The following is a 22,819-nucleotide window of genomic DNA, read 5'->3' on the forward strand; positions in this document are numbered from 1 at the left end:
CTCGCCTTGTCCTACCGGTGCTCTCGCCCGGGATCGGTCCGCCCGCCGTCCCGCCCCGGATCGTCGGGGTCCGGGAGCGCGGCATCGTTCGACGACGAGGAGCCCAGGTCGTACTGCTTGACCGAACTGCTCCCGGCCATGTCGTACTCCCGGGCGAGACCCACGACGTGCTGGCGGCCCATCTCTCCGTCCGGGATCTCGAACTTGCCTATGGTGACGCCCTTCTTCTCATCCCAGTTGTACCGGTCCCACGCATTCACCTGGTATTCGAGGCCCACCACCGGCCTGCCGTAGTGGTCGGGGGTCACCGTGACGACACCAGTGACGTTCGACCGTGTCGACCCCACCGCGAAGAACCAGTTCGGATCCTTCTCCTCGTCGAAGCTGAAATCGGTGTTCCCCAACTCGACCGGGAGGGCGACGGGACGCCCGCCGCTCTGCGCGAACGCGTCCAACGCCTCTTTGCGCCAGGTGTCCTGCTCGTCCCGGATCATGGTGTCGATGTGCGTGCTGAAATCCTTGTCGTCCGACAGCATCTTGTCGACGGGCAGTTCCATCGGCGTGCCCGTGTTGCCGAGGTAGTGACCCATGTGCCGGGCGGCGTCGGTCGAACCGATGGTGTCGGCGCCGTAGATCAGCCCCCTCATCTTCAGCCGCGTCTGGTAGTCGCCGAAACCCGGGTCGTCCACGTCGTGCCGGCCTGACCCCCGGTCCGGGGCTGCGCGTTTGACCGTGGGGTTCAGGAGTCCGGCGGCGAGCAGGTCGTCGCGGTGCAGGCGCCACAACTCCGCCCGGGCATCCGGGCTGATCGACTGCCACAGGCGGCGCAGTTCGGCCTGCTCCGCCGGACTGGCCTTGGCACCGAGCGAGGCGAGTGTCATGGCGCGCGGGACCTGCTCCGGATCCAGCGAGGTGTACGTGGCGTGCCCGGCATTGTGCGGGTCGCCTCCGTGGCTCGCGCGCAGCGCGCGAACGGTGGCGGCGTCGACCTCCGCCGCGTGGGAGACCAGGCCGGTGAGGGTGTCCGCGTACCACTGCATCAGGTCTTTGGCCCGCTGGGAGGTGCCCCGCACGTCGCAGAACGTCTCGACCAGTCGCACGGTTCCGTCGCCCGGGTCGATGATGCGAAGGCCCAGGTCGGGCTCGGGTTTGTGGGAGGGGTCTCCCGCGCGGGCCTCGTCGGACAGCTTCTTGGCCTGTCGCTGGATCCGGGTGAGTTCCGCGTGCGCGTCCGTCAGGACGAGGTGGATGCTCTCGGCTTCCCGGCGGAGGTCGTCGAACTCCTTGGCGGTGCTGCGGACGAAGTCCCGGGTGACCGTGGCGTTGACGCCCTCCCACCGGGCGGCCTCGGACTTCCGCTGTAGACCGTCCGAGGCCTGGGTGCGGAGCTTTGCGAGTTCGGCTGCCGCGTTCTTCCAGTCGGTGGCGGCGGAAGCGATCTTACCGAGGTCCAGCTCGATGAGATCGGTATAGGTGAAGGTCATTTGACGTACCTGGCTATCTCTGAGACCGGCATGGCGCTGCCGTCCCGGCGGCGCAGGTCGGCTGCGATCCGCTCGTCGTCCGCGGCATGCGACTTCTTCGAGTAGTCGAGGTGGTTCGAGATGTGCGCGCACATCTGGAGCACCGTCTTGACCTGTGCCTCCCACGTGGACAGCGTGGTCAACAGTTCTGCACCCATGCCGAGGTCCCGGCCCGAGCATTCGGTGGCTGCCCGGCTGGTGGCGCCGGCCCCCGCAAGGTCGATCCGCTTGCGGAGCTCTCCGTGCAGCACGTACGCCTCGTGCCCCACGGCGCCGAGGTCGTCCTGCGTGACGACGAGGTCGTGTGCCGTCCCACTCGTCGTGGCCTTCGCGTCCGCCCACTCTTTATCGAATGTCATGACATCCCCCGGAAGTTCGACTTGGTGATCACGCTAACAAAGAGGTGTGCGGGCCGAGCGGAGGACCGTCCCGGTGCGGCTGGTTCAATGGGCCGGTGATCGAGTACGTGTTCCTCGCCGGCGGGATCGCCGGGGCCGGGTGGCTGTTGCGGCGCAAGCACCGCGCGCGGGCGGCCGCCGGGCCCGTGCCCGGGATTCCCGGCATGGCCCGGCATCCGGCCGGCCAGGGCCGCTGGAAGCCGGGACGGGTGTACGCCGAGGAGGGCGAGGCCCGCTGGGTCCCCCCGCGCGGCGCGGCCCTGCCGCTGCCGGGCGCCCGCGCCACCGGCCTGCGGGTCCCCTCTATCAAGGAGGGGATCTCCATCAACCCCGGCTCGCGGATCGTCACCTGCACCTACGAGGGCGGCGGGAGCATCGAGATCGCCGTCATGCCGCTGGACGTCCGGGAGCTGCTGGAGGCCGTGCCGCAGGCGGAATCGTCGACCTGACCTGACCTGACCTGACCTGACCTGACCTGACCTGACCTGACCCGACCTGGCCTGCGGCTAAGGATTCCGCCCCGGCTTCGCGCGCGCCCTGTGGGGCCGTTCGCAGGCCTGGAGCACACCGCCGAGCGAGAAGCACAGGGCGCCGGTCAGCGTCCCCCAGTTGGCGATGTCGGCGCTGACCAGGTCCCCGGTGGCGGGCCGGGTGAAGGCGGCCAGTGCCGAGAGCATGAACAGCACCGACCCGAGCTGGTTCACCGCGACGACCCACCAGCCGAGGCTGCGCGAGCGGAAGCAGGGCCGGGGCCGGTGGCAGATCTCGACGAACGCCAGATGGCCCGACGCGAGGAAGAGCACGCATCCGACCATGTCGGGCGTCCAGATCAGCCGGTTGGCCTGCTGAACGGTGAGTCCCTGCAGGAAGGAGTCCAGCAGGTTGACGCCGAACACGAGCGTCCCGACGAACAGCACGAACGTGCTCAGCCAGTCCAGGCGCATCGGCTCGTACCCCCACCACCTCCAGCCGGCCGTCACCAGCCGGCCGCCCCCCGGTGAGTGGCGGGGCGCGTTCAGCACCTGCAGGAGCGAGACGTAGCCCCCGGTGTTGAAGAACAGGCCCCCGGCGAAGTAGATCCCGGCACTCTCGACCGCGTTGCCCGAGCCGAACTGGGACACCGCGGCGCCGAGGGCGAAGAGGGCTCCGCCGATGACGAACGCACCCGAGGCGACGGCGTTGAGCCGTCGCAGGCGGCCGATGGCCTCGGGATCGGCGGTCGAGGTCCTGGTGACCGTGTCCCCGGGACCGCGGACCGCGAGGGCCCCGAGCCTGCGCGCGAGCCGCGACTCCCATACCACCGTCTCCCCTTCGGGGTGGTGCCACGTGCGCCGGGTGGTGAACGGTCCTGCGCCTTCGGCGCGCTCCTCAGGCTGTCCCACGGCCCGAGCGTAGTCCCGTGCGCGGCGCCCGAACGCACGCGAAACGGACTTTCCGTCGACGGTCCCTAGCTGTTGAGCTCCGCCAGGACGCGCAGGGTGTGGGGGTCCGGGGCCGTGAGGAGGAGGTCGGTGACCGGGCCCTTGCGCCACAGCTCCAGGCGTTCGGCGATCCGCTCGCGGGGGCCGATGAGGGAGATCTCGTCGGCGAACGCGTCCGGGACGGCCAGGACGGCCTCTTCCTTGCGCCCGGCGAGGAACAGCTCCTGGATGCGGCGGGCCTCCTCCTCGTAGCCCATCCGGGCCATCAGGTCGGCGTGGAAGTTGCGGGCCGCGTGGCCCATGCCGCCGATGTAGAAGCCGAGCATCGCCTTGACCGGGAGCAGTCCCTCGGAGACGTCGTCGCAGACCTTGGCGCGGGCCATCGGCGCGATCATGAAGCCCTCGGGTACGTCCGCCAGCGAGGCCTGGTACACGTCGGTGCGGGTCGGCGACCAGTACAGGGGCAGCCAGCCGTCCGCGATCCGTGTCGTCTGGGCGATGTTCTTCGGGCCCTCGGCGCCCAGCAGCACCGGCAGGTCCGCGCGCAGCGGGTGGGTGATGGGCTTGAGGGGCTTGCCGATGCCGGTGCCGTCCTCGCCGCGGTACGGGTGGCTGTGGAAGCGGCCGTCCAGTGCGACCGGGCCCTCGCGGCGCAGCACTTGGCGGATGACGTCGACGTACTCGCGGGTCGCGGTGAGCGGGCTCGCGGGGAAGGGGCGCCCGTACCAGCCCTCGACCACCTGCGGCCCGGACAGTCCGAGCCCCAGCATCATCCGGCCGCCGGAGAGGTGGTCCAGGGTGAGGGCGTGCATGGCGGTGGCGGTCGGGGTGCGGGCGGCCATCTGGGCGATGGCGGTGCCGAGGCGGATCCGCGAGGTGTGCGCGGCGATCCAGGTCAGCGGGGTGAACGCGTCCGAGCCCCAGGCCTCGGCGGTCCACACCGAGTCGTAGCCGAGGTTCTCGGCCTCGGTGGCGAGGTCGAGGTGGGCCGGGTTGGGGCCGCGGCCCCAGTAGCCGAGTGCGAGTCCGAGGCGCATGCAGGTGCCCTCCGCGATGCGGGTGCCGTGACCGACCGAGACTGACGGTGCGTCAGGTGACTGTAGGGCAACGGCCTCCCGCCCGGAAGGGGCGGAGTCCTAGGCTCCATCGGCCGGGACACAGCGCAGCGGCCCCCCGCCCGGAAGGGCGGGGGGCCGCTGCGTGCGCGGGAGCGGAGCTCAGCCGCGCTGGATGCCCGAGGTGTCGTTCAGGACGCCGCGGCGGCCGTCCTGGGTCTGGGCGACCAGGGTGGCCGCGCCGCGCTGCTCGACCGCCAGGTACCAGGTGCCCGGGGCGAGTTCGGCGATCTGGGTGGGGGAGCCGTCCTCGGCGAAGAGGGGGCGGGCCACCGGGACCGCGAACCAGAACGGGGTGAAGTCCGCCGCCGGGGCGGGCGCGGGAGCCTGGTGGGCGTCCTGCGGACCCGGGCCCGGGGCGGGGGTCGGCGTCGGGGTGCCGCCGTACGGCGGGACCGGCTGCGGGGTGGAGCCGTACGGCTGCTGCCCGCCCGGGTAGCCGTACCCGGCGCCCGGCTGCGGCTGGCCCCCGTACGGCGGGACGGCGGCGGGCTTGGGGTCCGGCACCAGCTGGCCGGCCAGCGCCGGGACCTTGGCGCTGAACAGGGCCACGCCGGCCAGCGCCAGGGTGGCGAGGAAGGCGAGGATGGCGCCCGCGCCCAGGTCGAACAGTTCCGGGCACTTGATCAGGGACCACAGCGCGGACCAGGCGGCCGAGACGGCGAGCACGCTGCCCCACGCCGCCAGCGGCAGGCCCAGCACCTTGCGCGTCTCGGGCTGGAAACGCCCGGCGATCAACAGCCCGGCGGCGATGAGGCCGACCAGGAAGACGCTGGGGAGCACCAGGGAGCCGGCGGCGTTCCATGCGCTGGGCATGTCCACACCTGTGGCGGAATAGAAATCGAGGAACGAGGCGATGAACAGCAGCGCCGCTGCTCCGATCACCACGCCGTCGCCTCGAGTGAGGGAGCGGATGTTCACGTCTTAGGTGTCCTTCTCGGTCTCGGTCGTCTCGTGGTGCCGCGGTCGCAGATCGTTCTGCAGCGGGGCGGGCGGCACCATGGTACGGAGGTTCTCCGCGACCGAGAGGATCGGGGCGGCGAGCAGCCCCGGCGGGACTCCCGAGGGGACTACCCGCCCAAGAAGCCGACGATGCCGTCCGCGATGCCCTGGGCCGCCTTCTGCCGCCACTCCGGACTCGTCATCTGCGCCGCGTCCTTGGCGTCACGCATGTTGCCGCATTCGATGAACACCTTGGGCCGAGTTGACAGGTTCAGTCCGCCGAGGTCGTCGCGGACGACCAAACCGGTGCCGCCGCCCAGGTAGTTGGCGGGGGCGGATCCGGTGGTGCGGGCGAAGTTCCCGGCGATCCGCTCGCCGAGCTCGCGGGAGGGTCCGACGATCTTCGCGGTGTCCGCTGCGCCGCTCTTGACCTTGGCCGGGAGGATGACGTGGAAGCCGCGGCTGCCCGCGGACACGCCGTCGGCGTGGACCGAGACGACGGCGTCGGCGTTCGCCTCGTTGCCGATGCGGGCGCGCTCGGTGATGCAGGGGCCCCACGGGCGGTCGGCCTGGTGGGTGAGGACCACCTTCGCGCCCTGGGCCTCCAGGGCGGCCCGCAGGCGCTGGGACACGTCGAGGGTGAACTCCGCCTCCATGTAACCGGAGTTGGTGGTGGTGCCGGTGGTGTCGCACTCCTTGCGGTTCGTGCCGATGTCGACCTGCTGGTTGATCTCGTCGGTGTGCTTGAAGTTGCCGGTGTTGTGGCCGGGGTCGATGACCACGGTCCGGCCGGTGAGCGAGCCCTTGGCGGGAGCGGCGGCCACGGGCGTGCTCGCGCTCGCGGTGGGACTCGTACTCGGGCTCTGGCTCGGGGTGGCGCCGGGCTTCGCGTCCCGCTGGCCCGGCGACAGGGCCGAGTGCGAGGCGGGCAGAGGAGCCGGCCGGGGCTGCTGCCCGTCCGGCCCGGCCCCGGTCATCACCTGCGTCAGCACCCAGCCCGCCAGGCAGGCCGGGGCGAGCGCCGCGACCCCGACGACGAGCGTGGAGCGTCGGGTGAACCAGGGCCGGTCCGGGCTGACCGAGGAGCCGGACTCGGGGGGCGGGGGGCTGTGGTCTTTGCGCACGCCGCGATGCTAGACCGCTGCGCGGCCGCCCGGCCGGTACTGGGCCATCAGAGGGCGCGGTGGGCTTATATGAGAGGCCCGTCACTCCCCTGGCCGCTAGATTCCGGAATTCACCTCAAGTTACCGGGGAGTTGGGTTCATGTCCGGCATCAGCGCAGTGGGTCCGGAGGCCGAGAACGCAGACCGGGGCCTCCTCTTCCGGGGGAGCGACGTCGAGGAGCTCAGTGACCTGATACGCGTGCGGTTCGCGCCCCATCGATTATCGGTCCTGGACGATCATCCGCTCGACGGCTGCTTCCGGCGTCTGCACGAAGGGGCGGTCGCGATCTACGAGCTGGGGTACGGCTCGGAGGTCGACATCACGCCCGAAGCACCGCTGGACTTCTACAACATCCATGTCCCGCTCGCAGGCGGCGGCGCCGTCACCGTGAACGGGAAGACGCTCTCCTCCCCGCTCAGCATCGCGGGACCGGAACAGAAGCTGACGATGCGCTGGAGCCACGACAGCGTGAACCGGTCCCTGATCATCCCGCGCCAGGTCGTCGACCAGGCCCTCGCCGTCCGGCTCGGCGACCAGCCGCAGAAGCCCCTGGACTTCGCTCCGGTCTTCGACGACCGGGCGGACCCGGTGACGGCGTGGCTGAACGTGGTGAAGCACTTCGCCGAATTCGCCGACTCCGCCCTCGCCGCCCGTTCGCCACTGGCGATCCGGCACTTCGAGCAGCTCCTCGTGAACGGCCTGCTGGACGCACAGCCCCACATGCTCAGCGAGGCGGTGGCGGGCCACGGCTGCGTCGCCCTGCCCAGTGCCGTACGGCGTGCGGCGGTCTTCTGCGCCGAACACGCCGGCGAACCCGTATCGGTGGCCGACATGGCGCAGGCCGCCCGGGTCGGCGTCCGGAGCCTGAGGGAGGGCTTCCGGACGCACATGGACACCACTCCGCTGGCGTATCTGCGCAGTGTGCGGCTGGACCTCGCGCGCCGCGACCTCCTCGCGGTCGCCGAAGGCCGTGTCTCGCAGACCGTCACCGATGTGGCGCTGCGCTGGGGTTTCACGCATCTCGGCCGCTTCACCGGACACTATCGCAAAGCCTATGGGGAGACCCCTTCGCAGACGGTGCGCAGCGCCCACCCGGTCCGGTGACGCCGGAGGGCAGGGCTCTCCGCTATCCGGAAACGTGTCCGCGCCCTGCCGAAAGCGGATAGCTGCACGACTTGTGCCAGGGCCATGCTGTGGTCCTGTCGGCCCGGACCACGGCCGACGGTACACGCGACGCATCTCCTGCGGGCCACGTTCACAGGTGCCCGGCCGGATGCCTCGGGCCGCTGACAGCGGCTGTTTCCAGACCGGATTCACACCAGCAAACGGGGAGAACCTCTTCATGCAGCTCAAGCGAACCCTTGCCGTCGGCGCGTCCGTCTTCGCCCTGTCCCTGTTCCTCGCACCGGCGTCGGCGACGGCGCTGGAAGGCGGGACCGGCGACAGCGCCTCGACGGCGCTCCTGGCCCAGTTCATAGAGGGGGGCGGGACGGCGGACCTCGCCCTCCAGGCCGAGCCCGCCATCGGCGTCATCTACAACGCGCCGAGCGGCAAGTGTCTGGAGATCTCGAACTCCTCCAAGGCCAACGGTGCACGGGCCCAGCAGTGGGCCTGCAACGGCCAGGCCGGCTCGAAGTGGGGCATGGCCGACGCGGGTGGCGGCACCTACTACCTCGTCAACGCCAACAGCGGAAAGTGTCTGGAGATCGAGAACTCCTCCACCGCCAACGGTGCGCGGGCCCAGCAGTGGGACTGCAAGGGCCAGGCCGGCTCGAAGTGGAAGTTCTACGTCCACAGTGGCAACGCCGCGACGATCGTCAATGCCAAGAGCGGCAAGTGCCTGGAGGTCGAGAACTCCTCCAGCGCCAATGGCGCGCGGGTCCAGCAGTGGACCTGCAACGGACAGGTCGGATCGTACTGGCGCTGACCTCCACGCTCAGCCCGAGAGGCATGACCTCCGTGCGGTCCGCTCCGGACCGCACGGAGGTTCCTTCATGCCCTGATCGGTGCCGGTGCCTAGATGCCCGACCCGGTGCGGCGCAGCACGCGCAGCGAGTCGGTGACGGAGATCTCCTCGAAGGCGCCGGAGGCGAGGGCCCGCAGGTAGATCCGGTACGGGGCCTGGCCGCCGTCGGCCGGATCCGGGAACACGTCGTGGATGACGAGCGTGCCGCCCTCCGCGACGTGCGGGGCCCAGCCCTCGTAGTCGCCGGTGGCGTGCTCGTCGGTGTGGCCGCCGTCGATGAAGGCGAAGCCGAGCTTGCCGCCCCAGGCCGCGGCGACCTGCGGGGAACGGCCGACGATCGCGATCACGTGGTCTTCGAGACCGGCCTTGTGCAGGGTCCGGCGGAAGGTGGGCAGGGTGTCCATCAGGCCGATCTCCGGGTCCACGACGGTCGGGTCGTGGTACTCCCAGCCGGGCTGCTGCTCCTCGCTGCCGCGGTGGTGGTCGACGGTGATCGCCGCCACGCCGGCCTCGCGGGCGGCGTCGGCCAGCAGGATGGTGGAGCGCCCGCAGTACGTCCCGACCTCCAGCAGCGGCAGCCGGAGCGCCGCCGCGGCCGCGGCCGCCTCGTACAGGGCGAGGCCCTCCCGTACGGGCATGAACCCCTTGGCGGCCTCGAAGGCGGCGAGGGTCTCCGGCTTGGGGTGGGCGGCCATGGGTTCCTCCGGCGATGAGCGTGGTGGGGCGGTGGCGGCCCATGGTGCCTTACCGGCTGGTAGCGGACCAGGCCGGGGCCTTGGTGGGCAGCCCGTCTGGTCCCTGCAGGGGACGGCGTGCGGTGCGCCCCGTTTCACTCCGCCGGACTTTCTACCTATTTGCGTACTTTCGCTCCCATGAGCAAACTTGGCATTCTCGCGGGCACGGCGGCGGCGCTCGCGACCGTGGTCGCCCTGCCCGCCACCGACGCCCACGCACAAGCGGTCGTGCTGTGCAGTCAGACGGCCCTCAGGACCGCCATCACCCAGGCGAACGCCGCCCCGGCCCCGACACCCTCTTCCTCGCCCCCGGCTGCACCTACAACCTGACCGCCGCCGACAACCCCGGCAACGGCCTGCCGGTCGTCACCAGCGACATCACCATCGTCGGCAGCTTCCTCGGCACCCAGAACGTCATCAGGCGACAGTCGGCGACGGCGTTCCGCATCTTCAGCGTCCAGGGGCCGAACGCACGCCTGACCCTCAACAGGCTTACCGTCCGCGACGGCCGCTCGGACAGCAGCGGCGGCGGGGGGATCCTCAACAGCGGCGGCGCACTCACGCTCACCTCCGTCGAGGTGACCAGCAACCTCGCGGACGCCAGCGGTCCCGGCGGGGGCGTCTGCAGCAGCGGCGCGCTGACCATCCGCAACAGCACCGTGAGTTTCAACCGGTCGACCAACAACGGCGGCGGCCTCTTCTCGTTCGGCACCGCGACGATCTCGAACGTCACCGTCACCGGCAACACCGCCAAGGACAGCGGCGGAGGCATGGACGTGCGGGGCAGTCTCACCCTCACCAACAGCCGCGTGACGGAGAACTCCTCCGACGACGCCGGCGGCATCCTGTCCAACACCCTCAACATCAGAAACAGCTCGGTCACCTACAACTACGCTTCGGAAGCCCCGGGCGGCATCCTCAACGACGGCGGCACCGTCACCCTGACCGCAACCCCCGTCCAGGAGAACTTCCCGACCAACTGCACCCCGAGCGTGATCGCGGGCTGCACGGGCTGACCGGAGCCGGGCTGATTGCGCCATTCGGGCCACCTGTCCGCAGCCGGCCGATTACGCTCGGCTACGGAACGAACAACGGCTTGGGGGTGACCGTCCCATGGTCAGCATGCGCGATCTCGATCCGAGTGCCTCGCCACTGGACTACTACGGCTACGAACTCCGGCGCCTGAGAGAGGCTGCCGGGCTGAAGCAGGCGCAGCTGGGCGAGATCATCTACTGCACGGGTTCGCTGATCGGTCAGGTGGAGAACACGAAGCGGGTGCCTACCCGGGACTTCTCGGAGCGGGTGGACGCGGCGCTGGGGACGGACGGGCACTTCTCCCGGCTGGTGGGGCTGGTCCTGCGAAGCCAGTTGCCGACGTGGTTCCAGGCCTATGCGGAAATGGAGGCCCGGGCGGCGTATCTCTCGACCTACCAGGCCCAGTTGGTGGATGGACTGCTGCAGACGGAGGCGTATGCGCGTGCAGTTCTAGGAGTGTGGAGCGAAGAAAACCTCGACGCCAGGGCGGCAGCTCGGATGGAGCGTCAGCGCATCCTCGACCGCGAGAATCCGCCACTGATGTGGGTGGTGCTGAACGAGGCCGTTCTGCACCAGGAGATCGGCGGCCGGGAGGTCATGCGGAATCAACTCACCCACTTGTTGGCCCTGCGGAGGCGAGAGTGGGTGCAGGTACAGATCCTGCCTTTCGAGGCGGGCGCCCACGCGGGACAGCCGGGCTCGTTCAGCCTCCTGCGGTTCGACGACGACCCGGACATTGTTTATACCGAGGACTTCGTGCAGGGCCATATGACGGCCAATCCGCAGGCTCTCAGGGAAGGTTCGCTCCGTTACGATCACTTGCAGGCCGCCGCACTCTCGTTGGAGGAATCGGCGGTGCGGATCGCCCGCGTAATGGAGGAACGCTATGGAGATCATCCAGAACCTGACGGGCACACGGTGGCGTAAGTCTTCGTACAGCTCCGATACCGGCGGTCAGTGCGTCGAGTGCGCCCCGCTCGGTACCGCTGCCTGGCGCAAGGCCTCGTACAGCGGTGACACAGGAGGCAATTGCGTCGAGGTCGCCGCACAGCCCTGCCTCGTCGCCGTCCGGGACTCCAAGAACCCCGAGGGGCCCGTCTTCACCGTCCGCCCTGCGGCTTTCGCCGCGTTCGTGAGGGCCGTCTCTGTATGATCCGCTCCCTACTGGGGAGAGGGAGCGGGGGGCATGGAGCGCATGGGGCCGGGCGGTCCGACGCACGTGGGGCCGTTCGAGGTCGTCGGTGTGCTCGGGCAGGGCGGGATGGGCCGGGTGCTGCTGGCGGCCGGGCCGGACGGGCGGCTCGTCGCCGTCAAGCAGGTGCTCGCGCACTTCGCCGACGACGAGGCCTTCCGGGCCCGTTTCCGCCGTGAGGTCACCGCCTCGCGCAAGGTGTCCGGGGCGTACACGGCGGCCGTGATCGATGCCGACCCGGACGCGTCGACGCCCTGGCTGGCGTCGGTCTTCGTAGCCGGGCCCTCGCTCGGGGCCGTGGTCAAGGCGGTCGGGGTGCTGCCGGAGGACGTCGTGCGCCGCCTCGCCGCGGGGCTGACGTCGGCCCTCGCGGAGATCCACCGGGCCGGGCTCGTCCACCGGGACCTCAAGCCCGACAACGTGCTGCTCGCCGAGGACGGCGTGCGCGTCATCGACCTCGGCATCGCGCGGGTCACGGAGGGCGAGTCCGAGGGCGAGACCGGACTGACGCGTACCGGATGGGTCGTCGGATCGCCCGCGTACATGTCGCCCGAGCAGGCCGAGGGCAAGCCGCTCACGCCCGCCAGTGACGTCTTCTCGCTCGGTTCCGTGCTGGCCCTGGCGGCGACGGGCCGCAGCCCCTTCGCCGGGAACTCCACCCTCCGCACGCTGTACGACGTGGTGCATGGCGAGCCGGACCTGAGCGAGGTCCCGGCGGGGCTGCGCGAGCTCGTCGCGCGGTGCCTGGCCAAGGACCCGGAGGCCAGGCCGTCCCCGGCGCAGCTGCGCGAGCTGATCGGGCCGGTGACCCCGGCGGGCCGTCAGTGGCCGGCCGCCGTGTACGGGATGCTCGCCGCGCAGCGGGGGGAGATCGACGGGCTGCTCGGCGACAGCCCGGCCCGCGCCCCGGAACCCTCGCCCGCTCCGGAACCCGTACCCGTACCCGTACCCGTACCTGCGCCCGAGCTTGAGCCGGAGCCGGAGCCCGAGCCCGAGCCCGTACCCGTACCGAAGGACGATTCGGCCGTGGTGCCGGAGCAGGACGCGCCGCCGCCCCTCCCGGAGGTTCCGCCGCTCCCTCCGCGTCCGACGGAGCGTCCCACCGCGCCGAGCGCGCAGCCGCGGAGCCCGTGGCGCGGCCGGCGCCGGATCACGGCCCTGGTGGCGGCCGCGGTGCTGCTGGTGGCCGGCACCGGGGTCGTGGCGTACGTACGGGACCGGATGAACGCCCCCGTCGCCTACACGGCGCTTCCCACCTGCGCGGGGGCCGCCGACACCATGCCGTTGAAGCTTCGGGAGTCCTCGCTCGACACGCGCTCCGAGGAGGCCTGGGGCGTGCGCACGGGCTGCACCTGGAACGGGCTCGCCAAGACCGCCGCGCCCCGCGCCCTGGTCCGCTGGGAACTCAGCCTCGGCGGGGACGCGACGCGCAACGCGGGCGCCCAGCGGGCCCGCTTCCGGGTGGACGCGGCCGGCAAGAGCACGGAACCGGGCCTGGACTTCGGGACGGAGTCCTATTGGGGCGGTGCGAGCACCGACTGGACGTGCGTCCTCGCCGTGCGCGAGGGCAACCTCTCCGTCTGGGTGGGCCTGTACGAGAGCCAGTACACGACGTCGGCCTGCCAGGAGAAGGCGAGAGCGGTCGCCCGCGCCGCACTGAAGGCCGCCCCGCGCCGCTGACCCGCCCGCCCGCTCGCCACTGAGTCGTCTTGCCCATGCTGCCGCGATGGGCCAGGGGAACGTGTTCCATGACGCTGGGGGCCGATGCGGCCGGAAGAGCCGCGGCCGAGCCGGCGTGTTCCCGCGACGGCACGTCCTGGTGGCCGGCGGCGTTACTGGACGGATCCCGGGAACCAGTGGGCCTGCACCCTCGTCGTCCGTGACGAGAACCTGACCGTCCGGGTGAGTCTGCGGCCGAGCCCGTCGGAGGACTGCCGGGCGAAGGCAAAAGCAGGTGGCACGGGCCGCACTGGAGGGGGCGGAACGCACATGACGGCTCCTCGTCCGCAGGGTGACGGGCTGTGGGATCCACGCCGGTATCGGGGAGGGGCAGTACAGGCATGGAGAGATCAGAGCTGTCCGCGTCGGAGTTCGTGGGGCCGTTCCGGACGGTCGCCGTGCTCGGCCGGGGCGGGATGGGCCGGGTGGTGCTGGGGGTGGGGCCGGACGGGCGGTACGTCGCGGTCAAGCAGGTGCACGCCGAGCTGGCCGAGGACGAGGGGTTCCGGGCGCGGTTCCGCCGCGAGGTGGATGCCTCGCGGCGGGTGGCCGGCGGCTACACCGCGGCGGTGATCGACGCCGATCCCGACGCCGAGATGCCGTGGCTCGCGTCGCAGTTCGTGCCGGGGCCCTCGCTGAGCCAGGCCGTGGACGCCGCCGGGCCGCTGCCCGAGGAGGCGGTGCGCCGGCTGGCCGCCGGGCTTGCGCACGCCCTGGCCGACGTACACCGGGCGGGGCTGATCCACCGGGACCTCAAGCCGTCCAACGTGCTGCTTGCGGAGGACGGCGTACGGGTCATCGACTTCGGCATCGTGCGCGCGGTGGGGGACCAGACCCGGATCACGCATGCGGGCGCGCTCATCGGCTCGCCCGTGTACATGTCGCCCGAGCAGGCCCTGGGGCGGGAACTCACCCCGGCCGCCGACGTGTTCTCGCTCGGAGCGACCCTCGTCATGGCCTGTACGGGGAAGCCGCCGTTCGCCGGGAGCTCGGTGCCGCGGATCCTGCACGAGGTCGTGCACTCCGAACCGGAGCTGGGTGACGTACCGGCCGGGCTGCGCGGGATCATCGCGCACTGCCTGGCCAAGGATCCGGCCGACCGGCCGACCCCCGGCGAGCTGCTGAGCGCGGTCGGCGAGCTGGCGCCCTCGGCGCGGCCGTGGCCGGAGGCGGTGAACACGCTGGTCCACGAGCCGCTCGCCGTGACGGGCGGGCTGGTCGGCGGGACCACGGCTCCCCAGACGTCCTCCCGGTGGCGTCGCCCGTGGCCCCGGCCGCTGATCGTGGTGGTCGCCGTGGCCGGCGTCGTGGCCGCGGTGGGGCTGACCGTGGGGCGGTCGTTCCTCGGGGACACCTACCGCGAATTCATAGCGGATGTCCGGTCGACAGGGCTGGCGCAGAAGCAGGACAAGTACCCGGCGGCGCCCCCGTCCTGTCAACAGGTCGGGGACAAGCTGCGCGTGCCGTCCGGTTTCGGCCAAGTGGCCGGGTTCGGGCCGGTCGAGAAGTACGGCTCGGCCTATGCCCGCTGCACCTGGACCAACCGGACCGGTGACGAGATCGAAGCGGAGTGGAGGTTCTTCTCGACCGGCCAGGGCGAGGGCACCGGGGCCGAGCAGGCGAAGTGGCTCTACGAGCATTCCTACGAACGCGGCCGGACCCGGCGTGACCTCGACCTCGGGTTCGCCGACGAGGGGCTGTGGCAGAAGCCCCAGGGCGACGGGTATCCGAACTGCCGTCTGTACGTACGGGAGGTCAACATGGTGGCCAAGGTCGCGGTGACGGGCCCCCGCTACCCGTCCGGCACTTGTGAGGCTGTCGCGCGGGAGCTCGCCGCCTCGGTCGTGGAGTCGGTGGGGAGCTGATGAGACCGCTCAAGAAGTCGGATCCGGCCGCGGCGGGACCGTACCGGCTGCTCGCCGAGCTCGGCCGGGGCGGCATGGGCCGCGTGCTGCTCGGCGCCGCACGGGACGGGCGGCTCGTCGCCGTCAAGCAGGTGCACGCCCGGCTCGCCGACGACGACGGCTTCCGCGTCCGGTTCCGGCGCGAGGTCGCCGCCTCGCGGAAGGTGTCCGGCGCCTTCACGGCTGCCGTCCTGGATGCCGACGCGGACGCGGACTCACCTTGGCTGGCCTCGGTGTTCGTCACCGGGCCCTCGCTGGGGGCCGCGGTGGAGCGCGCCGGTGCGCTGCCCGAGGAGACCGTACGGAGGCTCGCCGCCGGGCTGGCGGCGGCCCTCGTCGAGATCCACCGGGCGGGGCTGGTGCACCGGGACCTCAAGCCCGACAACGTACTGCTCGCCCGGGACGGGGTGCGGGTGATCGACTTCGGGATCGCGCGGGTGGCCCGGCCCGGTGAGGTCACCGAGCTGACCCAGGCCGGGACGGTGATCGGCTCGCCCGCGTTCATGTCGCCCGAGCAGGCCGAGGGCGGTGAACTGACCCCGGCGAGCGACGTGTTCTCCCTCGGGTCCGTCCTGGTGCTGGCCGCGACGGGGCGCAGTCCCTTCGTGGCGGCGACGGTGGCACTGACCCTGTACAACGTCGTGCACGCCGAACCCGACCTCCTCGGCCTCCCGCAGGGGCTGCGCGCGCTCGTCACCCGGTGCCTGGCCAAGGATCCGGCGGCGCGGCCGTCCCCGGCCGAGATCCTGGGCCTGACCGGCGCGGCCGACGGCACGCTGTGGCCGCCCGCGGTCGAGCGTATGGCCGCCGCCCAGCAGGAGGAGATCGAGGCGCTGCTCCGGGACCCGGACGGCGCGGCTCGTGCGCCCGGAGGCCCGGACGTGGACCCGGACGCGCCGACCGCCACCGCCCCGCAAGCCGTCGGCCCGGCGCGTTCCGGCGCGCCGCGCGGCCGGCGGCTGCGCCCGCGGTTCCTGCTGCCGGCCGCGGGGGTCCTCGTGGCGGCCTGCGCCGGGGTGGCGTACGGGGTGCGCGGGGAGGAACCGCCGACGGCCCCGGCGGACCGGTATCTGAGTGTGCCGCTCTGCGCGGAGGCGGCCGGGGAGCTGCCGCTGCCGCAGCAGGAAATGCGCCAGGTCGGCGACCACGAGTCACCCGTAAGGTCGTCCGTGACCTGTCACTGGGTGGCGGCCTTCGACGTGGTCGCCGGCGAGGACGAGCCGAAGCCGCACGCGTCCGTCAGCTGGTCCCTGGAACGCAGCGGCCGCCTCGCGGGCAGCGGGACCTCGCGGACGCGGCTCAACCTGGGCAGCGGGCGGCCGGAGACCGGTGTCGGGGCGGGGGACGGCGCGTACTGGTCGACTCCGGGGACCGCGGAGACGTGTGCGCTGGGCGTGAGCGACGGCAACCTCCTGGTGCGGGTGGCGCTCGGCGGTCCGCAGCACCCCGCCGAGACCTGCGAGACCGAGGCGAAGGAGGTCGCCCGGGCGGCGCTGGCCGCCGTGCCGCGCTGAGCCGCTTCGCCCGGACCCTGGCCGGCCTCGGCGCCGACTGCACCTTCGACGCCGACCCCGCCGTCCTCGGCCACCTCCGCGCCGCTGCCCACCGCACGCTGCGGGTCACCGGCCGACAACCCGGTCCGCAGGACCGCGTGGCCGATCGCCGCAGGGCGTACGGCGCCGTGTCGGAGCGGCCGTGAAGAACACCGTCATCTGACCTTCCGTCAGATTGGAACGTGTTCTAGTCTGCCGCGCATGGGCATCGGAATCACACAGGAGCAGCGGGAGTTGGCCGAGGCGGTGCGCGGCTGGGTGGCGCGCGCCGTGCCTCCCGAGGAGGTGCGCAAGCTGCTCGACACCCCGCCGCAGACCGGGGCGCGGCCCGCCTACTGGGACGCCATGACCGCCCAGGGGCTGCTGGAGCCGCACCGGGACGGCGGGACCCTGCTCGACCTGGCCGTCGTCGTCGAGGAGGCGGCCCGGGGCGCGCTGCCCGGGGCGTACCTGCCGAGCGCGCTGGCCTCCGTCCTGCTGGAGCGGGCCGGCGCCGAGCCCCTCGCGGGCCGGGTCGGCGCGGTCGCGCTGGGGCCGGGGACACTGACCGCCGTCGCCGTCGAGGGCGGGTACCTGCTCGACGGCCTCGCCCCGCCCGTGCTCGGCGCCGGCGAGGCCGACCTCGTGCTGCTCGCCGCCGAGGTCGCGCCCCGGCGGCCGTCGGCAAAGGGCGCTCCCGGCGGCGAGCCGGAGCCGAGGGGCACCCGCTGGTTCGCCGTGGACGCCGCCGCGCTGGACATCCGTACGCACGAGAGCGCCGACCCGACCCGGCCCACCGCCGAGGTGCGGGCGCGCGGCGCCGTCACCTCCGCCGACCGGCTGCTGGAGCTGGACGCGGCCCTCGTCCGCGATCTCGCCTGCGCGCTCTTCGCCGCCGACGCCTGCGGCACCGCCGCCTGGGCCCTGCACACGGCCGCCGAGTACGCCAAGGTGCGCGAGCAGTTCGGCCGGCCCATCGGGCGGTTCCAGGGCGTCAAGCACCTGTGCGCCGACATGCTGGTCCGGCTGGAGCAGGCCCGGGCGCTGGCCTGGGACGCCGCGCAGGTCATGGACGAGCCCGTGCCCGCCGACGTGCGCTCGCTCGTGGCCGCGCTCGCCGCCGGGACCGCCCTGGACGCCGCGTACTCCTGCGCCAAGGACTGCATCCAGATCCTCGGCGGGATCGGCTTCACCTGGGAGCACGACGCCCACATCCACCTGCGGCGGGCCCTCGTCGCCCGCCAGCTGCTGGGCCCCGGCGACGGGCACCGGGTACGGGCCGTGCGGTACGCCGCGGGCGGTGCGCGGCGCGAGCTGCGCCTGGAACTGCCCGCGCAGGCCGAGGCGTACCGCGCGAAGGCCCGTACCGCCATCGAGGACGCGCGCGGGCTCGACCCGGCCGCCGCCCGGCGGATCCTGGCCCCCACCGGCTACGCGGCCCCCTACCTCCCGCCGCCCTACGGCCTCGGCGCCGGCCCCGTCGAGCAGCTCGTCGTCCAGCAGGAGCTGGCCGCGGCCGGGGTCAGGATCGCCGACCTTGGGATCGCCACCTGGGTGGTCCCCTCGCTGCTCGCCTACGGGACGCAGGCGCAGCGGGAGGCCTACGTCCTGCCGACCCTGCGCGGGGACGTCACCTGGTGCCAGCTCTTCTCGGAGCCGGGCGCGGGCTCGGACCTGGCCTCGCTGCGGACGAGGGCCGAGCAGGCCGCGGACGGCACCTGGAAGATCAACGGACAGAAGGTGTGGACGAGTTCCGCGCATAGCGCCGACTTCGGGATCCTGCTGGCCCGCACCGACCCGGACGCCCCCAAGCACAAGGGGCTCGGCTACTTCGTCGTCGACATGGGGAACAGCCCCGGCCTCGACATCCGGCCCCTGAAGGAGATCACCGGCGAGGCCCTCTTCAACGAGGTCTGGTTCGACGACGTGGAGCTCCCGGCGGACGCGCTGGTCGGCGCGGCCGACGACGGCTGGAAGGTCGCCCGCAACACCCTCGGCAACGAACGCGTCCACATGGCCGACCAGATGACCTTCGACACCGGCCTGGAGGCGCTCCTCGCCCGCGCCGCCGACCTCGACGGGACGTACAGGGTGCGGATCGGCGCGCTGGCCGCCGAGGCGCACGCCCTGGCCTGCATCGGGCTGCGCACCACGCTCCAGCAGGTGTCGGGGCTGGAGCCGGGCGCGGGCGCCTCCGTACGCAAACTCGTCCAGACCCCGCACCAGCAGCGGACCGCCGAGCTCGCGCTCGAACTGCTGGGACCGGTGGGCGCGGTGCGGGAGGGGGCGGGGGAGCGGGCGGTGCACGGGATGCTCATGTCCCGCTGCCTGACCATCGCCGGGGGCACCACACAGGTCCAGCTCAACGTCGTGGCCGAGCGGATGCTCGGCCTTCCCAGGGACTGAAGGGCAGCAGGGACATGAGGTCGCACAGGTCGCACAAGACGTACATCGTGGGCGTCGGCATGACGAAGTTCGAGAAGCCGGAGTCCAGGGACTGGCAGTACTGGGACATGGCGAAGGAGGCCGGGTCCGCGGCGCTCGCCGACGCGGGCGTGGACTACGGGCTGGTGGAGCAGGTCCCGGTGGGCTACTGCTTCCAGGCCTCCACCGCCGGCCAGCGGGCGGCGTACGAACTGGGGCTGAGCGGGGTGCCGGTCTACAACGTCAACAACAACTGCGCGACGGGCTCGACGGCGCTGATGATGGCGCGGCAGTTCGTGGAGGGCGGCCTGAACGACTGCGTGCTGGCCCTGGGCTTCGAGAAGATGAAGCGCGGCGCGCTGGGGGGCGGGGCGGACGGCGGCGACTTCAAGACGTCCCCGGTGGCCCGGCACTACGGGATCATGGCCGCCGGCCACGGCTTCGAGATGTCCCCGCCGACCGCGCAGATCTTCGGCAACGCGGCGCGGGAGCACATGGAGCGCTACGGGACCACGGCCGCGCAGCTGGCGGCGGTGGGCGCGAAGAACCACCGGCACTCGGCGAACAACCCGAACGCGCAGTTCCAGGACGTGTACACGGTGGAGGAGATCCTGGCGGCGAAGGAGATCCACGCGCCGCTGACGAAGCTGCAGTGCTCGCCGACGTCGGACGGGGCGGCGGCGGTGCTCGTGGTGTCCGAGCGGTTCGTGGTGCAGCACGGGCTGCACGACAAGGCGGTGGAGATCCTCGCCCAGTCGATGACGACGGACACGGAGGCATCCTTCGCGTCGGGCTCCTGCATCGACGTGGTCGGCAAGCCGATGACGGCGGCGGCGGCGCGGCAGGTGTACGAGGCGTCGGGGCTCGGCATCGAGGACGTGGACGTGGTGGAACTGCACGACTGCTTCTCGATCAACGAGCTGCTGACGTACGAGGCGCTGGGCATGTGCGAGGACGGGGCCGCGGGCAAGCTGGTGGAGAGCGGGGCGACGACGTACGGCGGGCGGTGGGTGGTCAACCCGTCGGGCGGGCTCATCTCGAAGGGGCACCCGCTGGGGGCGACGGGGCTGGCGCAGGCGGCGGAGCTGGTCTGGCAGCTGCGGGGGGAGGCGGGCCCCCGCCAGGTCGCCGGGGCGCGGGTCGGGCTGGCCCACAACATCGGCCTGGGCGGCGCGGCGGTGGTGACCCTGCTCCGAAGCTGAAGAACCTGGGGCTCCGCCCCGGACCCCGCGCCTCAAACGCCGGCGAGGCTGGATATTTCAGCCCCGCCGGCGTTTGAGGCGCGGGGGTTCGGGGGGCGGAGCCCCCGCAGCGGCGGCGCGCCCGCACGCCCGTCAGGCAATCAGCGCTTCAGTTCGCAGCGGCCGTCCGCGCACTCCCGGCGGAGCCGGCCCCGGGAGACGGTCTGGGCCAGGCCGATCGCCCAGCACATCGGGCAGCCGCGCAGGGCGACCAGGCCGACCGGGGCGAGGAGCAGGGTGGCCGGGCCGAAGGCCGGGAGGAGGGCGAGGGCCGCGATCAGCGCGCCGAAGCCCACCGCACCGCGCGCCAGGTGCCGCGGCACGGACGCGCTCGCGAAGCCGGAGGAGGGGGTGTCAGTGGTGGGCATGAAGGTCTCCCAGGGTGTGCTGGACGGCCGCGCGGGCCCGGTGGAGCCGCGATTTCATCGCGGCCGTGCTGAGCCCGAGGGCCTGCGCGGCCATCCGGCCGCTGTGGCCCTGGACGTCCCGCATGATCAGTACGCGCCGCTGGTCCGCAGGCAGCGCGGCGATCGCCTCCGCCACCCGCCCCGCCTCCAGGCGTTGCAGCACCTCGTCCTCGGCCGACATCACGGCGGTCTCGGGCAGCTGCGCCCGCTCCCGCGGCATCAGCCGGGCACGGCGCAGGCACTCGTTGCGGACGATGCGGAACATCCACGACGCCAGTGCCCCGGACGCCCTCAGCATCCCGATCCTGCGGTACAGGATGATCAGCGCTTCCTGGGCCGCGTCCTCGGCGTCCTCGCGCGACGCGCACAGCGAGTGCGCGAAGCGCCGTACGTTCGGGTGCGACCCGGTGACCAGCGCGGTGAGCGAGTCGAGGTCACCGGCCTGCGCGGCGACGATCAGGGCCTCGCCGGGCCAGTCCGCCCGGTCAGCCACGGGTCCGGCCCCGTCCACGGCGCAGTACGAGGACGCACGTGCAGAGCAGGACGAGCGCGCCGGCACCCACGAGAACAGCGATCACGACAACCTCCAGGTCATGTGCCGACCTTGGCATCGGCACGTACACACAAGAGGCGCGACCCCTGCGAAAGGATTCACCCCAGGCTCGGGTCGATCACCGTCTCGCCCGTGGAGGCGCGTCGGATCGCGTCCGCCAGGTCTTCGACCGGGCCGTCGCGCAGGACCAGCCCGGCCGCGCCCGCGGCGAGCGAGGCGTCCAGCAGGCCGGGGTGGGCCGAGCCGGTCAGGACGAGGATCCGGCACTCGGGATCGTCCGCCAGCAGGGCCGTCACGGCCGTGAGCTCCTCCACCAGCGCCACCGCCGGCCGCGCCATCAGGTCCCGTACGACCTCGATGTCCGGCTGGAGGCCGAGCTGGAGGGCCAGGGCCGGGTTCTGGGGATCCAGCAGGACCCGTAGGGCGCGGGCCTGGCGGTGTTCCACGGGCATTTCGTCCACCGGGAAAGCCTATCTGACGTGAAGTCAGGAGTCTTCCCAACTGCGGGGGCGTGCGTTATACATTCCCTCACCGGCCGGGCCTAGAACGCGTTCTAGAACCGGCCCCCGTATACGACCTCGGTGCGGCCGACGGTGCGGACGGCCGCACCGAGGTCTTCCAGGGCAGCGACGATACGAAGACAGGGAGCCGCATCCTCATGCCGATCGATGCCGCCAAGGCCCTCGCCGCCGACCCCCGCCTCGGGGAGATCGGCTGGGACCACAAGGACATCCAGCTCTACCACCTCGGCCTCGGCGCCGGCCGCCCCGCCAACGACCCCGACGAGCTGCGCTACACGCTGGAGTCCAAGCTCCACGTCCTGCCCAGTTTCGCGACCGTCGCCGGCGCCGGCATGGCCATGCTGGGCGGCCTCGCCGCCCCCGGCATCGACGTCAACCTCGCCGCCGTCCTGCACGGCGGCCACTCCATCGAGCTGCACCGGCCCATCCCCGTCAAGGGCCGGGCCACCACCCGCGCCAAGGTCGCCGCCGTCTACGACAAGGGCAAGGCGGCCGTGATCGTGCTGCGCTCCGAGGTCGCGGACGCCGACGGGCCGCTGTGGACCAGCGACGCGCAGATCTTCGTCCGCGGGGAAGGCGGCTTCGGCGGCGAGCGCGGCCCCTCGGTCAAGGAGGAACGGCCCGAGCGCGCGCCCGACCGCATCGAGGAGCGGCGCATCCGCGAGGAGCAGGCGCTCCTGTACCGCCTCTCCGGCGACTGGAACCCCCTGCACGCCGACCCGGAGTTCGCCAAGCTGGCCGGCTTCGACCAGCCGATCCTGCACGGCCTGTGCTCGTACGGGATGACCCTCAAGGCCGTCGTCGACACGGTCCTCGACGGGGACGTCTCCCGGGTCCGCGCCTACCGCACGCGCTTCGCCGGGATCGTCTTCCCGGGCGAGACGCTGCGCATCCGGATGTGGCAGGAGCCCGGCCGCGTCCTGGTGTCGGTGACCGCCGTCGAACGGGACGACGCGCCGGTCCTCGCCGACACCGTCGTAGAACACGCGTAAGCCGAACACGCGCAAGCCGAACACGCGTAAGCCGAA

Annotated in this window: 22 protein-coding genes; 12 read left to right on the forward strand and 10 right to left on the reverse strand. The window is 72.3% G+C overall.

Annotated features, from left to right (window positions below; all coding sequences use genetic code 11):
* Positions 1-11 precede the first annotated feature (11 nt).
* Both OG534_RS25780 and OG534_RS25785 read right to left on the reverse strand, forming a co-directional pair.
* A complete protein-coding gene (locus OG534_RS25780) occupies positions 12-1,484 on the reverse strand; it encodes a hypothetical protein (protein WP_326591059.1) in 1,473 nt (490 codons plus the stop codon).
* On the reverse strand, positions 1,481-1,882 hold the full coding sequence (locus OG534_RS25785; protein ID WP_326591060.1) for a hypothetical protein: 402 nt from the start codon (positions 1,880-1,882) through the stop codon (positions 1,481-1,483). The genes OG534_RS25780 and OG534_RS25785 overlap by 4 nt, the downstream gene beginning before the upstream one ends.
* A gap of 95 nt (positions 1,883-1,977) precedes the next feature.
* On the opposite strand from OG534_RS25785, the gene OG534_RS25790 reads away from it, so the two are divergent.
* A complete protein-coding gene (locus OG534_RS25790; RefSeq protein WP_326591061.1) occupies positions 1,978-2,370 on the forward strand; it encodes a hypothetical protein in 393 nt (130 codons plus the stop codon).
* 57 nt (positions 2,371-2,427) lie between these two features.
* Here the strand turns inward: OG534_RS25790 and OG534_RS25795 are convergent, their stop codons facing one another.
* From OG534_RS25795 to OG534_RS25810, 4 genes are all read right to left on the reverse strand, one after another.
* Entirely contained in the window at positions 2,428-3,303 is an 876-nt protein-coding gene (locus OG534_RS25795; protein ID WP_326591063.1) for a hypothetical protein, read from the reverse strand.
* 65 nt (positions 3,304-3,368) lie between these two features.
* Complete coding sequence (locus OG534_RS25800; RefSeq protein ID WP_326591065.1) at positions 3,369-4,379, reverse strand: LLM class F420-dependent oxidoreductase; 1,011 nt, start codon at positions 4,377-4,379, stop codon at positions 3,369-3,371.
* Positions 4,380-4,559: 180 nt separating this feature from the next.
* A complete protein-coding gene (locus tag OG534_RS25805; protein WP_326591067.1) occupies positions 4,560-5,378 on the reverse strand; it encodes a hypothetical protein in 819 nt (272 codons plus the stop codon).
* 149 nt (positions 5,379-5,527) lie between these two features.
* Positions 5,528-6,523: an N-acetylmuramoyl-L-alanine amidase gene (locus tag OG534_RS25810; protein WP_326591068.1), complete on the reverse strand. Its 996-nt coding sequence runs from the start codon at positions 6,521-6,523 to the stop codon at positions 5,528-5,530.
* Positions 6,524-6,662: 139 nt separating this feature from the next.
* Between OG534_RS25810 and OG534_RS25815 the strand changes: the two genes are divergently transcribed.
* Entirely contained in the window at positions 6,663-7,667 is a 1,005-nt protein-coding gene (locus OG534_RS25815; RefSeq protein WP_326591070.1) for an AraC family transcriptional regulator, read from the forward strand.
* A gap of 238 nt (positions 7,668-7,905) precedes the next feature.
* A complete protein-coding gene (locus tag OG534_RS25820; protein ID WP_326591072.1) occupies positions 7,906-8,490 on the forward strand; it encodes an RICIN domain-containing protein in 585 nt (194 codons plus the stop codon).
* An 89-nt stretch (positions 8,491-8,579) separates the two neighbouring features.
* Here the strand turns inward: OG534_RS25820 and OG534_RS25825 are convergent, their stop codons facing one another.
* Positions 8,580-9,224, reverse strand: a complete 645-nt coding sequence (locus OG534_RS25825; RefSeq protein ID WP_326591074.1) for a class I SAM-dependent methyltransferase — start codon at positions 9,222-9,224, stop codon at positions 8,580-8,582.
* A gap of 272 nt (positions 9,225-9,496) precedes the next feature.
* On the opposite strand from OG534_RS25825, the gene OG534_RS25830 reads away from it, so the two are divergent.
* The 8 genes from OG534_RS25830 to OG534_RS25865 all read left to right on the forward strand — a co-directional run bounded on the left by OG534_RS25830 (position 9,497) and on the right by OG534_RS25865 (position 20,271).
* Positions 9,497-10,279 (forward strand): hypothetical protein, encoded by a 783-nt coding sequence (locus tag OG534_RS25830; protein WP_326591076.1) that lies wholly within the window; start codon positions 9,497-9,499, stop codon positions 10,277-10,279.
* A gap of 97 nt (positions 10,280-10,376) precedes the next feature.
* Positions 10,377-11,225: a helix-turn-helix domain-containing protein gene (locus tag OG534_RS25835; protein WP_326591077.1), complete on the forward strand. Its 849-nt coding sequence runs from the start codon at positions 10,377-10,379 to the stop codon at positions 11,223-11,225.
* On the forward strand, positions 11,185-11,451 hold the full coding sequence (locus OG534_RS25840) for a DUF397 domain-containing protein (protein WP_326591078.1): 267 nt from the start codon (positions 11,185-11,187) through the stop codon (positions 11,449-11,451). Before OG534_RS25835 ends, OG534_RS25840 begins: the two co-directional genes overlap by 41 nt.
* Positions 11,452-11,484: 33 nt before the next feature.
* Positions 11,485-13,170, forward strand: coding sequence for a serine/threonine-protein kinase (locus OG534_RS25845; RefSeq protein WP_326591079.1), 1,686 nt, complete (start codon positions 11,485-11,487; stop codon positions 13,168-13,170).
* Positions 13,171-13,550: 380 nt separating this feature from the next.
* Positions 13,551-15,074 (forward strand): serine/threonine-protein kinase, encoded by a 1,524-nt coding sequence (locus tag OG534_RS25850; protein WP_326591080.1) that lies wholly within the window; start codon positions 13,551-13,553, stop codon positions 15,072-15,074.
* Positions 15,074-16,627 (forward strand): serine/threonine-protein kinase, encoded by a 1,554-nt coding sequence (locus tag OG534_RS25855; protein WP_326591082.1) that lies wholly within the window; start codon positions 15,074-15,076, stop codon positions 16,625-16,627. Before OG534_RS25850 ends, OG534_RS25855 begins: the two co-directional genes overlap by 1 nt.
* Positions 16,628-16,867: 240 nt before the next feature.
* On the forward strand, positions 16,868-19,051 hold the full coding sequence (locus tag OG534_RS25860; RefSeq protein WP_326591083.1) for an acyl-CoA dehydrogenase: 2,184 nt from the start codon (positions 16,868-16,870) through the stop codon (positions 19,049-19,051).
* Positions 19,052-19,065: 14 nt separating this feature from the next.
* The gene (locus tag OG534_RS25865) at positions 19,066-20,271 is read left to right on the forward strand and encodes a lipid-transfer protein (RefSeq protein WP_326591085.1); all 1,206 of its coding nucleotides are present in this window, start codon (positions 19,066-19,068) and stop codon (positions 20,269-20,271) included.
* Positions 20,272-20,411: 140 nt separating this feature from the next.
* Here OG534_RS25865 and OG534_RS25870 read toward each other — a convergent pair whose 3' ends face one another.
* From OG534_RS25870 to OG534_RS25880, 3 genes are all read right to left on the reverse strand, one after another.
* On the reverse strand, positions 20,412-20,678 hold the full coding sequence (locus OG534_RS25870; RefSeq protein WP_326591087.1) for a hypothetical protein: 267 nt from the start codon (positions 20,676-20,678) through the stop codon (positions 20,412-20,414).
* Complete coding sequence (locus OG534_RS25875) at positions 20,665-21,210, reverse strand: RNA polymerase sigma factor (RefSeq protein WP_326591088.1); 546 nt, start codon at positions 21,208-21,210, stop codon at positions 20,665-20,667. The genes OG534_RS25870 and OG534_RS25875 overlap by 14 nt, the downstream gene beginning before the upstream one ends.
* A gap of 158 nt (positions 21,211-21,368) precedes the next feature.
* Positions 21,369-21,722, reverse strand: coding sequence for a DNA-binding response regulator (locus OG534_RS25880; RefSeq protein WP_326593839.1), 354 nt, complete (start codon positions 21,720-21,722; stop codon positions 21,369-21,371).
* Between the two features lie 206 nt (positions 21,723-21,928).
* Here OG534_RS25880 and OG534_RS25885 point away from each other — a divergent pair, with 206 nt between their 5' ends.
* Complete coding sequence (locus tag OG534_RS25885; RefSeq protein ID WP_326591089.1) at positions 21,929-22,783, forward strand: MaoC/PaaZ C-terminal domain-containing protein; 855 nt, start codon at positions 21,929-21,931, stop codon at positions 22,781-22,783.
* Positions 22,784-22,819 lie beyond the last annotated feature (36 nt).

Origin of the sequence: Streptomyces sp. NBC_01294, assembly GCF_035917235.1 — a bacterium.
GTDB classification, from domain to species: domain Bacteria; phylum Actinomycetota; class Actinomycetes; order Streptomycetales; family Streptomycetaceae; genus Streptomyces; species Streptomyces caledonius.